Below are 13,462 nucleotides of genomic sequence, written 5' to 3' on the forward strand. Positions count from 1 at the left end.
GTGGGGACGCGATCACTCGGCCGCCGAGCTCGAGGCCGTCGACACGGACCCGGCCGCCCAGGTGTACTCCAACTCGGGCAGCTCAAAGCCCTGTTCGAACAGGCCGACACGCTCGCCGGTACGGACAGCACCGTGTCGCTCGTAGAAGGCGATGGCACGCGTGTTGGCGCGCAGCACCTCCAGACAGACGTCCTTCCCGGGATGCTCGGCGGCAGCCCACGCGAGAGCGTGGCGCAACAGCCGGCCTCCGATGCCGGAACCGGTACGGCCCGGCCGGGCATGCAGGTTGTCCAGGAGGACGCGGCCGTCGGGGCGCGGCGTGAGATACGCGAAACCGGCCATCTCGCCGCCGTCCACGGCCACGACCAGTCCGGCGGCCGGTTCTGGTTCGAGCAGCCGCCCATGCCACAGCTCCAGCCGGTCCTCGAACAGGGGACCGCTCAGAAAACCGCTCGGCATGATCCCTGCGTACGCCGTACGCCAACTCTCCGGGTGCAGCGCCGCGATCCGCTCAGCAACGTCATCTCGAAAAGGCTGACGAATTCTCCAGGTGCTCATCGGAGCGCCCCGCCGCACAATTCAACACTTGTCAATAACGCTTCATTCAAAGTCCGGTGAGTAGTCACTCGCGACCAATTCTCTACCGGTCGGTAACTCTTAGGCTCAGGCCATGCGCCGAGCCAAAATCGTCTGCACACTGGGGCCAGCCACCGACTCGTACGACCAGATCAAAGACCTGGTCGACGCCGGAATGGACGTCGCCCGTTTCAACCTCAGCCACGGCGGTCACGCCGAGCACGAGGAGCGCTACCACCGGGTACGAAAGGCCGCCGACGAGACCGGCCGCAGCGTCGGCGTCCTCGCCGACCTTCAAGGCCCGAAAATCCGGCTCGGCCGCTTCACCGAAGGCCCCGTACTCCTTGAACGCGGCGACACCTTCACCATCACCGTCGAAGAAGGCGCCGAAGGCGACCGCGACAGCTGCGGCACCACCTACGCCGGCCTCGCCGCCGACGTCACCACCGGCGAACGCATCCTCGTCGACGACGGCAAGGTCTGCCTGGAGGTCACCGAGGTCGACGGCCCCCGCGTCCACACCACGGTCGTCGAGGGCGGCGTCATCTCCGACCACAAGGGCCTCAACCTCCCAGGCGTCGCCGTCTCCGTCCCCGCCCTCTCCAAGAAGGACGAGGACGACCTCCGCTGGGCCCTGCGCACCGGCTTCGACGTCATCGCCCTCTCCTTCGTCCGCACCGGCCGCGACATCCAGGACGTCCACCGCATCATGGACGAGGAAGGCCGCCGCCTCCCCGTCATCGCCAAGGTCGAGAAACCACAGGCCGTCGAGAACATCGACGACATCGTCGCCGCCTTCGACGGCATCATGGTCGCCCGCGGAGACCTCGGCGTCGAAATGCCGCTGGAACAGGTCCCGATCGTCCAGAAGCGCGCGATCAAACTGGCCAAGCGCAACGCCAAGCCGGTCATCGTCGCCACCCAGATGCTCGACTCGATGATCGACAACTCCCGCCCGACCCGCGCGGAGGCCTCCGACGTCGCCAACGCCGTCATCGACGGCACGGACGCGGTGATGCTGTCCGGCGAGACGAGCGTCGGCAAACACCCCGTCGAAACGGTCCGCACCATGGCCCGCATCGTCGAAGCGGCAGAGGAGGACATCCTGGCCAAGGGCCTCCCGCCGCTCACCGAACGCAACAAGCCCCGCACCCAGGGCGGCGCGGTGGCCCGGGCCGCCGCAGAAATGGGCGACTTCCTCGGTGCTCGCTTCCTGGTCGCCTTCACCCAGTCCGGCGACACCGCCCGCCGCCTCTCCCGCTACCGCTCCCCGATCCCCCTCCTCGCCTTCACCCCCGACCAGGCCACCCGCTCCCAGCTCAGTCTGACGTGGGGCGTGGAGACGTTCCTCGGCCCGTGCGTGGACTCCACGGACGCGATGGTCGACCAGGTCGACGAACTCCTCCTCCGCTCCGGCCGCTGCCGGCAGGGCGACACGGTCGTCATCACCGCGGGCTCCCCACCCGGCGTCTCCGGCTCGACGAACATGGTCCGCGTCCACCACATCGGCGAGGACGACACCCCGGAGTAGCCCGTCAGTACTTGGGGCCGACGTGGGCGTCCATGAGGGTCACGGAGGCTTTGCGGGCGACGGAGATGTTGTACGGGTTGCCGTTGCGGGTGCAGTGCGTCCACTCGACACCGAGCTCGTCAAGGGTGTCGGTGTAGAGCCGTCGAATGTCCTCGGAGACGTTGGTGAAGAAGTACCGGGGATACTCGTAGCGCTTGCGCTCGCCGGCGACCACGCGGGTCGTCCAGTTGGTGATCCGGCACCCGTCGGAGTGAATGAGCCCCCGGATGAATTCCCAGGGATGAGCGTCGACGATGACTTGCTGCCAGGGGGCGAGGACGATGGGGCGTTCGTGTTTCTTGCCGGCACCGTGCTGCGGGAAGAGGCAGTGCAGGTGCTTCGAGTAGACCTTCACGTTGCGGCAGCCGGTCTTGCGGACACGGCAGACGGAGTTCTCGGGGAACACCGCGCGCATGGCCCGCTCGCAGTCGTCCATGAGTCCGGGCCACGACTCCGTACACGTGATCATGAGGTTGGGCACGCGGTGCTCGGAGTAGTGGCTGATATGACCGTCGCCGAGATAGAGGCCGAGCAAGTACGCGTAGGCGGGCTCGTCGAGTCTCCGCCCGTCACATCGAGGGCACTTCGGGTCATGCCTGCCGGGACACTCGCCGCGTGTGGCCCGGTCCAGGTGTTTCCAGTAGCCGACCGTCCCCAGCGGCACGTTCAGGCTGCGGGCCACGTCCGCGTTCTTGACGCCCCCGCGCAGTAGTGTCAACGCCTGGTGTCGCACTTCAGTGCTATGTACGTGCATGTGACTACTCTGCGTCACCCGTTGTGACCTCGGGCAGTAAAAAAGCGGAGAACCACGCGAACGTGATCCTCCGCTTTTGAAAAAGTGCCCGGTGTGGGATTCGAACCCACATGCCCAAAGGGCACGGCATTTTGAGTGCCGCGAGTCTGACCAGTTCCTCCAACCGGGCAGGTCGGGTGACCGACCAGAAGTGTACCGGTTCACCGTGTGCCCTTGCTGCTAGGTACGCTCTTGGGAGCAGTACCGGCCTGCCCCTACCAAGGAGCCCACGTGAGTGCCCCCGAGTCGCCCCAGCCTGTTGACGTGCCTGAAGAGGACAAGTCGCACGTGCCTCCGATGACGACCCGGGTCGTCATCGCCGAGGACGAGGCCCTGATCCGGCTCGATCTGAAAGAGATGCTGGAGGAGGAGGGGTACACCGTCGTCGGTGAGGCCGGGGACGGGGAGCAGGCCGTCGAGCTGGCTCGCGAGCACCGGCCCGACCTCGTCATCCTCGATGTGAAGATGCCGAAGCTGGACGGCATCTCCGCCGCCGAGAAGATCGCCGAGGAGAGCATCGCGCCGGTGCTGATGCTGACCGCGTTCTCGCAGCGTGACCTGGTGGAGCGGGCCCGGGACGCGGGTGCCATGGCGTACCTGGTGAAGCCGTTCAGCAAGACCGACGTCGTGCCGGCGATCGAGATGGCCGTCTCGCGCTTCACGGAGCTGAAGGAGCTGGAGAAGGAGGTCGCGGACCTCACGCTCCGGCTGGAGACGCGGAAGCTGGTGGACCGGGCCAAGTCCGTCCTGCAGACCGAGTACGGGCTGACCGAGCCGGCCGCGTTCCGGTGGATCCAGAAGACCTCGATGGACCGGCGGATGTCGATGCAGCAGGTCGCGGAGGCCGTCATCGAGGACGCCGAGGAGAAGAAGGCCAACAAGGGCTGACCGGCGCACACGCACAGACGAGGCCCGCCCCCTGCCGGGGCGGGCCTCGTCGTGTGTCCTGGGGCGGGTCTCAGTCCTCGCCGAGGTACGCCTTGCGGACCGACTCGTCGTGCAGCAGGTCCTGCCCCGTCCCGGAGAGGACGATGTTGCCGATCTCCATGACGTGGCCTTGGTCGGCGAGGGAGAGCGCCGCCTGGGCGTTCTGCTCGACGAGCAGGATGGTCGTGCCCTGGGACTTGAGCTCCGAGATCGTCGCCATGATCTTCTGCATCATGATCGGGGAGAGTCCCATGGAGGGCTCGTCGAGCATGAGGAGCTTGGGCTGGGACATCAGGGCGCGGCCCATGGCGAGCATCTGCTGCTCACCGCCCGACAGCGTCCCCGCCGCCTGCTTGCGGCGTTCCCCGAGGATGGGGAAGAGGTCGTAGGCGCGCTGGATGTCCTTCTCGATGCCTTCTTTGTCCTTGCGGAGGAATGCTCCGAGCTGGAGGTTCTCGGCGATGGTGAGGCGGGGGAAGATGTGCCGGCCTTCGGGGGAGTGGGCCAGGCCGAGGGCGACGATCTTGTGGGCGGGGACCCCGCTCAGGGGCTTTCCGTCGAAGAAGATCTTTCCGGAGGTCGGCTTCAGCAGTCCCGACAGCGTGCGCAGGGTCGTCGTCTTGCCGGCGCCGTTGGTGCCGATGAGGGTGACGACCTGGCCGGCTTCGACGCTGAAGGAGATGCCTTTGACGGCTTCGATCTTGCCGTAGGAGACCCTGAGGTCTTCGACCTCGAGCAGTGCGGTCACTTGGCCTCTCCCTTGGTGCTGCTGGTGGTGCTGGGCGCTTCGGCGGCGGATTCGGCGGCGGCTTCGGCGGCCTCGACCTCTGCGGCTTCGGCTTCTCCGGGGTCGCCTTCGAAGGGTTCGCCGAGGTACGCGGCGATGACGCGTTCGTCGGCCTGGACGACCTCGGAGGTGCCTTCGACGAGCTTCTCGCCCTGGACCAGGACGGCGACCCGGTCGCTGAGGTTGAAGACGAAGCGCATGTCGTGCTCGATGAGGAGGACGGCGATGCCCTTGTCGCGGATGGCGAAGACGAGTTCCTCGGTCGCCCGGGTCTCCTGGGGGTTCATGCCGGCCGTGGGTTCGTCGAGCAGCAGCAGGCCGGGTTCCGACGCCAGCGCCCGTGCGATCTCCAGCTTGCGCTGTTCGCCGTAGGGGAGGTTGCGGGCGAGGTGGTCGCGCTTGTGGGCGAGGCCGATGAACTCGAGGAGTTCCATGGCGCGTTCCTCGCTGGCGCGTTCGGCTTTCTTGAAGCCGGGGCCGCGCAGGAGGGCGGACCAGAGGCCTTCCTTGGTGCGGGTGTGGCGGCCGACGAGGACGTTCTCCAGGACCGTCATGTTGGAGAACAGCCGGATGTTCTGGAAGGTGCGGGCGATGCCGGCCTGGGTGACCAGGTGGGGCTTGGGCGGGAGGACCGTGCCCTTGTAGGAGACGGTGCCCTCGGTGGGGACGTAGAGGCCGGTCAGGCAGTTGAAGAAGGTGGTCTTGCCGGCGCCGTTGGGGCCGATGAGGCCGACGATCTCGCCGGCGTTGACCGTGAAGTCGACGGAGCGTACGGCGGTGAGGCCGCCGAAGCGCATCGTGACGTCGCGGGCTTCGAGTACAGGTGTCGGCTGTGTAGTCATCGTGCTTATGCCCCCGCCTTGGTGACGGCCGGTTCGTCGGTCAGCGTGGTCTGTTTCGGTACGTCGAGTTGGCCGGTCTCGTGGAATTCGAGCTGGCGCCGGCGGTTGGCGATGATGCCTTCGGGGCGGAAGCGCATGAGGAGGATGAGCGCGATGCCGAAGGCGAGGAGCGACTTGTCCTGGAGGAAGACGAGCTTCTCGGGGAGCAGGTAGAGGAGGGCCGCGCCGAGGAGCGGGCCGGCGACGGTGCCCATGCCGCCGAGGACGACCGCGGCCAGGAGGAACGCGGAGTTGGGCGGGGTGGAGCCGGCGAACTGGTACGGCGTGGGGACCACGCTGTAGGTGACGTGGGCGCTGACGGTGCCGGCGAGGCCGGCGAGTGCGGCGCCGAGGGCGAAGGCGATGAGCTTGACGCGGAAGCCGTTGATGCCCATGGCGGTGGCGGCGGTCTCGTCCTCGCGGATGGCGATCCAGGAGCGGCCGATGCGGGAGTCGGCGGCGCGGGTGTAGACGAGGACGACGATGGCCATGATGAGGACCATCAGCAGGTAGTAGTTGGCGAACCTGCCGAGGGTGAATCCGCCGATGTCGTGGGCTTCTCCGAAGTTGAAGCCGAGGAGGTTCAGGTCGGGGATGGAGGGGATGCCGTTCGGGCCGTTGGTGACGTCGGGTCCGGACTGGCCGTCCATGTTGTTGACGGCGATGCGGAAGATCTCTCCGAAGCCGAGGGTGACGATGGCGAGGTAGTCGCCGCGCAGCCGCAGGGTCGGGGCGCCGATGAGGACGCCGAAGACGAGGGAGGCGGCGGCGCCGGCCAGGGCGGAGGCCCAGAAGGGCAGGTGGACGCCGGAGATGGTGGAGAACTCGGAGCCGGAGACCAGGGCGGCGGTGTAGGCGCCGACGCCGAGGAAGGCGACGTAGCCGAGGTCGAGGAGTCCGGCGAGGCCGACGACGATGTTGAGGCCGAGGGCGACGGTCCCGAAGATCAGGATGTTGACGCCGATGTTGGCGTAGTGGTCGTCGGTCTGGGTGAAGGGGAAGGCGATGGCCGCGGCGAAGCCCATGGCGAGGGTGAAGCTGCGGTTGGCCGCGAGCAGGTGGGAGAACCGGTCGAGGAGGCCGGCGGTGTGCAGGGCCCACATGGCGAAGACGACGACGAAGAGGTAGCCGACGAAGAGTTCGCCGTACTCGGTGTCGATGCCGTAGGTGAAGACGCCGAGGCCGATGACGGTGACCGCGGTGATGACGGCCCGCTGGACCCAGGGTGCGGTGGCCTGGGCGGCGGGGATGTGGTCGGGTTTGGCGACGTAGGCCTTGAGGGCTTCCTTGGTGCCGTCGGTGCCGGTCCGCTCCTGGGGCAGGGCGAAGGCGCCGATGACGGGCAGGAGGGAGGCGACGGCCGCGATCCAGCCGCCGGGTTCGAGGTTGACGGCACCGCCGAGTTCGACGCTGATGGCGATGACGGTGAACCAGGTGACGGCGAATCCGCCGAGCGCGCTCAGGGCGAGCGGCGCGTTGTTGCGGGCGGGCAGCAGCCAGCCGAGGCCGCGGACGCCGTACCCGGCGAGGGCGAACAGTGCGGTGAGGACGCCGGCGGTGAAGGTCAGCCACTGCAGGCCGCCGGGGTAGCCGTTGATGGTGAGGTCGCCGGGGAACTCGTCGGTCCAGGTCCAGGCGAGGAACGCGGAGGCCGCGGTGGCGATGCCGCCGGCGAGCAGCAGGGCGCGGGCGGCCGCCGGGGGCAGCCCTATGAGGCCGCGTGCCGCGGGCGTCGGGGTGGGGACGGCGTCCGGAGCGGGGGTCTTGGTCGTCTCGGTCATGTGATCACGCCCTGTCCGCGACGCGCTCGCCGAGCAGGCCCTGGGGCCGGAACAGCAGCACGAGGATGAGGAGGCAGAAGGCCCAGACGTTCGCCCAGCTCTGGCCGCCGAGCTGGTTCATGCCGGGGATCTCGTCGATGTAGGCGGAGGCGAGGGTTTCGGCGATGCCGAGGACGACGCCGCCGAGCATGGCGCCGTAGATGTTGCCGATGCCGCCGAGGACGGCCGCGGTGAAGGCCTTCAGGCCCATGAGGAAGCCCATGCGGTAGTCGACGTTGCCGTACTTCAGTCCGTAGGCGACGGCCGCGACGGCGGCGAAGAAGCCGCCGATGGCGAAGGCGATGACGATGATGCGGTTGGTGTCGATGCCCATCAGCTGCGCGGTGTCGGGGTCCTGCGCGGTGGCCTGCATCGCGCGGCCGGTGCGGCTGCGGCGGACGAAGATCGCGAGGGCGGCCATGCAGACGACGGCGGCGAGGATGAGGAAGATGTCGGCGTCCTTGATGGTGACGGAGCCGATGTCGTGGGTGGCGTCGAGGCCGGGGAAGGCGCGGGCGCGGTCGGCGCCGGGGTAGAAGTTGCGGACGACTTCCTGGAGGGCCAGGGAGAGGCCGATGGCGGTGATGAGCGGTGCCAGGCGTGGTGCTCCGCGCAGGGGGCGGTAGGCGAACCGTTCCGCTCCGACGGCGATGAGGATCGCGACGAGGGCGCCGCCGATGAGCATCAGGGGGACGGCGATGGCCATCGAGGTGCCGTCGGGCAGGATGTAGAAGTAGACCGTGAGGGCGCCGAAGGCCCCGGTCATGAAGATCTCGCCGTGCGCGAAGTTGATGAGCTGGACGATGCCGTACACCATCGTGTAGCCGATGGCGATCAGCCCGTACATCGAGCCGAGAAGCAGCCCGTTGGCCAGCTGCTGCGGCAGGGTGTTCACCGCATGGCCTCCATGTCGCTGGTGGTCGTGTGCACTGGATGCGTGCGTGGTCGCGTGCTGTGTGGGGGTGTGAAAACGGGCCGCGCGGTCGGGGTCCTCCTCCCGCGCGGCCCGTGGTGCGGCTAGGGCCTGTCGTTCGGATCAGGCCGCAGAAATCCAACGGTGCCGTTCGGCGCCGGTGAGCGGGGTCTGGTGCGTGCCTCTGCAAGGCGGAGGAGGGCGTCGATGCGGAGCATCGGCAACCGACGACAACGCGGCAGAGGCGCGTGCCAGACCCCGCGTCTGCGGCGTGATCCGAGCGACAGGCCCTAGGGGGGCCGGGACTACTTCAGGTCGGCGGTGCCGGTCTCGACGTCCTTCCAGGCGCCCTTCTCGACCTGGTAGACCGTCAGCTGCTTGTTGGTGGTGTCGCCGTACTGGTCGAAGGAGACCTTGCCGGTGAGGCCTTCGAAGTCGGACTTCTGGACTCCGTCGACGACCTTGGAGCGCAGGTCGTTGATGTCGGTGGGCACCTTGCCGCCGTTGGCGTCGGCCGCGGCCTTGACGGCCTTGATGATGGCGGTGGCGGCGTCGTAGGCGTAGGCGCCGTAGGCGCCGTAGTCGCCCTTGTACCCCTTGTCCTTGTACGTCTGGATGAACTGCTTGGCCGCGGGCAGGGTGTCCGCGGGGACACCGATCGCGGTGGCGAGGTCTCCCTCGGAGGACTTGCCGGCGGCCTCGATGTAGGTGGAGGCGAACATGCCGTCGCCGCCGAACAGCGGGATCTTGACGCCGGCGTCCTTGAGCTGCTTGGTGATCAGCGCGGACTCGTCGTACTGGCCGCCGTAGTAGAGCAGGTCGGCACCGGAGTTCTTGATCTTCGTGACGAGGGAGCCGAAGTCCTTGTCACCGGTGTTGACGTGATCGGTCGCGACGACCTTGCCGCCGAGCTTCTTGAACTGGTCGTTGAAGATCTTGGCGAGGCCGGCGCCGTAGGTCTGCTTGTCGTCGACGACGAAGGCCTTCTTCTTCTTGAGGCCGTTGTACGCGTAGCCGGCCGCGAAGCTGCCCTGGAGTTCGTCGGTGGTGGCGGTACGGAAGTACGTCTTGAACGGACGCTTCTTGTCCGTCTGCCAGTTCTTGCCCTGGGTCAGCTCGGGGGCTGTGTTCGCGGGGGAGATCTGGACCATGTTGGCCGAGGCGAAGACCTGCTGCATCGTCTGGGCGACGCCGGAGTTCAGCGGGCCGACGGCGCCGACGGCGGTCTTGTCGCCGGTGATGCTGGTGGCGTTGGACTGGCCGGTGGCGGGCTGCGCCTTGTCGTCCAGGGCCTTGAGCTTGAACTTCACGCCCGGGACCCAGTTGTTCTTGTTGGCGTCGTCGACGGCGATCTGAGCGCCGTACTGGATGCCGAGGCCGGTGGTGGAGTTCTCACCGGACAGGGGGGCGTCGACGCCGATGGTCAGAGTCGTGCCGCTCCCGCTGTCTCCGCCCTTGTCACCGCTGTCGTCTCGGGAACCGCAGGCGGTGAGAGTCAGAGCTCCGGTCGTGAGAACGGAGGTAAGAATCACCAAGGAACGCTGTCGCACAATCAGTCCTTTCACAGGCAGGCCCCGCCCTGGTCGGGGGGTGAGTGCCGCGCTGGTACCGAACTCCCGATGGAGCGGTGACTGGCCGTGACTCTAAGCCCGGGGTAAGGGCAGGGTCAGCGGCGCGGGCTGGCTTGTGACTTTCTTGTTATGACGTCGTGGATGCCCGGTCTCGACGGCGGACCCTCTCGGCGGGTTTGGTGGACTTTCGCCGAAGTCCGCATTATGAGAACGCGCACTTCCGGTTGGCCGTGGCCGAGATCGCGCGGTGGCCGGGGCGCAGGCGGCGCGGACCGGATCGGAAAGATCCCGGGAGTGGGCGCGGCCGAGGACGAATCCGTGCCGCTGTATTGCGCGCGCGTTACGCAGCGTTACGCCGAGAAAGGGGTGGTGCGCGTCCGGGGGAGTCCGAACAATCGGAAACGGCTGTTTCGACGGTGACCGTGAATCTGGAGCGGCCTGTGCCGCCACGGGAGTTGAGGGGTTCGTCAGGGCCCTTGGGCGGCAGCGCGGTCCAGCGGTCGGCGAACCGGTGGGCCAGGCGGGGCACGTCGGTGCCGATGACGTCGTAACTCTGCTTCGTGCCGGTCGAGTTGACGAGGCGGCCTGCGCGGCCGGGTCTCCCGGGGTACTTCTTCGCCGCCGCGTCGAGCCCGGACCGCACGTCTGGTCCAGGGAGAGGTGGAAGCGTGGAGCGCCAGAAGCCCCGCGGGGGAGGAGGGGGCGGCCGCGGCGAGAGTGCGGCCGTCCCTTCAGGGGTTTCCCTGCGTCCGGAGCGTCCGGATCAGCCCGCGGAGCGGATGAGCTCCTCGTCGCCGGGCCGCACCTCGCGCAGCATGCAGGTGAGCCGTGCGGTGCACACCCGCTTGTCGTTCTCGTCGGTGATGACGATCTCGTACGTGGCGGTCGAGCGCCCCCGGTGCACGGGCGTGGCCACACCGGTGACCAGGCCGGAGCGCACCCCGCGGTGGTGGGTGCAGTTCAGGTCGACGCCCACGGCGATCTTGGAGCTGCCGCCGTGCAGCATCGATCCGATCGAGCCCAGGGTCTCGGCCAGCACCGCGGAGGCCCCGCCGTGCAGCAGCCCGTAGGGCTGGGTGTTGCCCTCGACCGGCATCGTCCCGACGACCCGGTCCGCCGACGCCTCGGAGATCTGGACGCCCATCCGGTCCCCGAGGTGGCCCGCGGAGAAGAGGGCCAGGAGGTCCACTCCGAGTGCCGCGTACTCGTCGATGACCTCTTGCGGGAACTTCACATGCTGCTGCTCACCCATCGGGCCCGGCTCCGTTCGTCCTCATCACTCGGCTGCGTCTCTTGCTGAGCGAACGCTCAGTCGGTGGCCGATTGTTCCAGACGCACCACGACGGACTTGCTGGCCGGGGTGTTACTGGTGTCCGCCGTGGCGTCCAGCGGCACCAGCACGTTGGTCTCCGGGTAGTACGCGGCGGCGCAGCCCCGGGCCGTCGGATAGTGCACCACGCGGAAACCGGGCGCCCTGCGCTCCACGCCGTCCTTCCACTCGCTGACCAGGTCGACGTAACCGCCGTCCGTGAGCTTCAGGGCCCGGGCGTCCTCCGGGTTGACCAGCACCACCCGCCGGCCGTTCCGGATGCCGCGGTAACGGTCGTCGAGGCCGTAGATCGTGGTGTTGTACTGGTCGTGCGAGCGGAGCGTCTGCAGCAGCAGGCGGCCCTCGGGCAGCTCCGGGTACTCCACGGGCGCGGCGGTGAAGTTGGCCTTGCCGGTGGCCGTGGGGAAGCGGCGCTCGTCGCGCGGGGCGTGGGGGAGTGCGAAGCCGCCGGGGCGGGCCACGCGCGCGTTGAAGTCCTCGAAGCCGGGGATCACGCGCGCGATGCGGTCCCGGACCGTCGCGTAGTCCTTCTCGAACTCCTCCCAGGGCGTCGCGCTGCTCTCGCCCAGCACGCGGCGGGCGAGGCGGCAGACGATGGCCGGCTCGGACAGCAGCTGCCGGCTCGCGGGCTCCAGCCGCCCCCGGGAGGCGTGCACCATGCCCATCGAGTCCTCGACGGTCACGAACTGCTCCCCGCTGCCCTGGAGATCGCGTTCGGTACGGCCGAGCGTCGGCAGGATCAGGGCCCGCGCGCCGGTGATCGCGTGCGAGCGGTTCAGCTTCGTCGACACGTGCACGGTCAGCCGGGCCCGGCGCATGGCCGCCTCGGTGACGTCCGTGTCGGGGGAGGCGGAGACGAAGTTGCCGCCCATGGCGAAGAAGACCTTCGCCTCGCCGTCGCGCAGGGCGCGGATGGCGCGTACGACGTCGTAGCCGTGCTCGCGCGGCGGGGCGAAGCCGAACTCCTTCTCCAGGGCGTCCAGGAACGCCGGGGCGGGGCGTTCGAAGATGCCCATGGTGCGGTCGCCCTGCACGTTCGAGTGGCCGCGCACCGGGCACACGCCCGCGCCCGGGCGGCCGATGTTGCCGCGCAGGAGGAGGAAGTTGACCACTTCCCGGATCGTGGGGACGGAGTGCTTGTGCTGGGTGAGGCCCATGGCCCAGCAGACGATGGTGCGCTCGGAGGCGAGGACCATGCGGAGGGCCTTCTCGATCTCCTCCCGGGTCAGGCCCGTCGCCCTGAGCGTCTCGTCCCAGTCGGCGGCGCGGGCGATCTCCGCGAACTCCTCGTACCCGTGGGTGTGTTCCCGGACGAACGCCTCGTCGACCGCGCCCTCGGTGTCGAGGATCAGTTTGTTGAGCAGGCGGAACAGGGCCTGGTCGCCGCCGATGCGGATCTGCAGGAACAGGTCGGTGAGCGCGGCGCCCCTGAGCATGCCCTGCGGGGTCTGCGGGTTCTTGAAGCGCTCCAGGCCCGCCTCGGGCAGCGGGTTGACGCTGATGATGTTCGCCCCGCCCGCCTTGGCCTTCTCCAGGGCGGAGAGCATGCGCGGGTGGTTCGTGCCCGGGTTCTGGCCGGCGACGATGATCAGGTCGGCCTTGTACAGGTCCTCCAGCAGGACGCTGCCCTTGCCGATGCCGATGGTCTCGGAGAGCGCCGAGCCGGACGACTCGTGGCACATGTTCGAGCAGTCGGGCAGGTTGTTCGTGCCCAGCTCGCGGGCGAAGAGCTGGTAGAGGAACGCGGCCTCGTTGCTGGTGCGGCCGGAGGTGTAGAAGACGGCCTCGTCGGGGGAGCCGAGGGCGGCGATCTCCTCGGCGACGATGTCGAAGGCACGTTCCCAGGTGACCGGCTCGTAGTGCGTGCCCCCGTCGGGCAGGTACATGGGGTGGGTGAGGCGGCCCTGCTGCCCCAGCCAGTAGCCGCTGCGGCCGGCCAGGTCGGCGACCGGGTGCGCGGCGAAGAACTCGGGCGTGACCCGGCGCAGGGTGGCCTCCTCGGCGACGGCCTTCGCGCCGTTCTCGCAGAACTCCGCCTTGTGCCGGTGCTCCGGCTCGGGCCAGGCGCAGCCCGGGCAGTCGAAGCCGTCCTTCTGGTTCACGCTCAGCAGCGTCAGCGCGGTGCGCTTCACACCCATCTGCTGCTGGGCGATACGCAGCGTGTGGCCGATCGCCGGGATCCCCGCTGCCGCGTGCTTCGGCCCGGCGACCTGCGGCGCGTCCTGAACCGGATCACTCTTGGGCGGCTTCGACACCATCGCGCGCTCCCCTTCGACTGCCGACTGTGCTGTGAG

The 13,462-nt window shown here is 68.5% G+C and carries 11 protein-coding genes and 1 tRNA gene; 2 read left to right on the plus strand and 10 right to left on the minus strand.

The genetic code is table 11. The annotated features are described in order from the left end of the window. Window positions 1-12 precede the first annotated feature (12 nt). A complete protein-coding gene (locus ABZ016_RS14675; protein WP_356916949.1) occupies window positions 13-459 on the minus strand; it encodes a GNAT family N-acetyltransferase in 447 nt (148 codons plus the stop codon). A 211-nt stretch (window positions 460-670) separates the two neighbouring features. Here ABZ016_RS14675 and pyk point away from each other — a divergent pair, with 211 nt between their 5' ends. After that, the gene (pyk, locus tag ABZ016_RS14680; protein ID WP_356916950.1) at window positions 671-2,107 is read left to right on the plus strand and encodes a pyruvate kinase; all 1,437 of its coding nucleotides are present in this window, start codon (window positions 671-673) and stop codon (window positions 2,105-2,107) included. Between the two features lie 4 nt (window positions 2,108-2,111). On the opposite strand, the gene ABZ016_RS14685 is transcribed toward pyk, so the two are convergent. Then, entirely contained in the window at window positions 2,112-2,900 is a 789-nt protein-coding gene (locus tag ABZ016_RS14685) for a helix-turn-helix domain-containing protein (protein ID WP_356916951.1), read from the minus strand. 85 nt (window positions 2,901-2,985) lie between these two features. Further along, window positions 2,986-3,069: transfer RNA gene (locus ABZ016_RS14690), tRNA-Leu, on the minus strand. 101 nt (window positions 3,070-3,170) lie between these two features. Between ABZ016_RS14690 and ABZ016_RS14695 the strand changes: the two genes are divergently transcribed. After that, window positions 3,171-3,827, plus strand: a complete 657-nt coding sequence (locus tag ABZ016_RS14695) for a response regulator (RefSeq protein WP_356916952.1) — start codon at window positions 3,171-3,173, stop codon at window positions 3,825-3,827. A gap of 70 nt (window positions 3,828-3,897) precedes the next feature. On the opposite strand, the gene ABZ016_RS14700 is transcribed toward ABZ016_RS14695, so the two are convergent. From ABZ016_RS14700 to ABZ016_RS14730, 7 genes are all read right to left on the minus strand, one after another. Then, window positions 3,898-4,614, minus strand: coding sequence for an ABC transporter ATP-binding protein (locus ABZ016_RS14700; protein ID WP_356916953.1), 717 nt, complete (start codon window positions 4,612-4,614; stop codon window positions 3,898-3,900). Next, a complete protein-coding gene (locus ABZ016_RS14705; protein WP_356916954.1) occupies window positions 4,611-5,495 on the minus strand; it encodes an ABC transporter ATP-binding protein in 885 nt (294 codons plus the stop codon). The genes ABZ016_RS14700 and ABZ016_RS14705 overlap by 4 nt, the downstream gene beginning before the upstream one ends. 5 nt (window positions 5,496-5,500) lie before the next feature. Further along, a complete protein-coding gene (locus ABZ016_RS14710) occupies window positions 5,501-7,315 on the minus strand; it encodes a branched-chain amino acid ABC transporter permease (RefSeq protein ID WP_356916955.1) in 1,815 nt (604 codons plus the stop codon). Window positions 7,316-7,319: 4 nt separating this feature from the next. Then, the gene (locus tag ABZ016_RS14715) at window positions 7,320-8,249 is read right to left on the minus strand and encodes a branched-chain amino acid ABC transporter permease (RefSeq protein ID WP_356916956.1); all 930 of its coding nucleotides are present in this window, start codon (window positions 8,247-8,249) and stop codon (window positions 7,320-7,322) included. A 323-nt stretch (window positions 8,250-8,572) separates the two neighbouring features. Continuing rightward, a complete protein-coding gene (locus ABZ016_RS14720) occupies window positions 8,573-9,802 on the minus strand; it encodes a branched-chain amino acid ABC transporter substrate-binding protein (RefSeq protein ID WP_356917083.1) in 1,230 nt (409 codons plus the stop codon). A gap of 799 nt (window positions 9,803-10,601) precedes the next feature. Then, a complete protein-coding gene (locus ABZ016_RS14725; RefSeq protein WP_356916957.1) occupies window positions 10,602-11,090 on the minus strand; it encodes a hotdog fold thioesterase in 489 nt (162 codons plus the stop codon). Between the two features lie 56 nt (window positions 11,091-11,146). After that, a complete protein-coding gene (locus ABZ016_RS14730; RefSeq protein ID WP_356916958.1) occupies window positions 11,147-13,426 on the minus strand; it encodes an FdhF/YdeP family oxidoreductase in 2,280 nt (759 codons plus the stop codon). Window positions 13,427-13,462 lie beyond the last annotated feature (36 nt).

The organism is Streptomyces sp. NPDC006372, from assembly GCF_040612515.1.
In the GTDB taxonomy this organism is placed as follows: Bacteria; Actinomycetota; Actinomycetes; order Streptomycetales; family Streptomycetaceae; genus Streptomyces.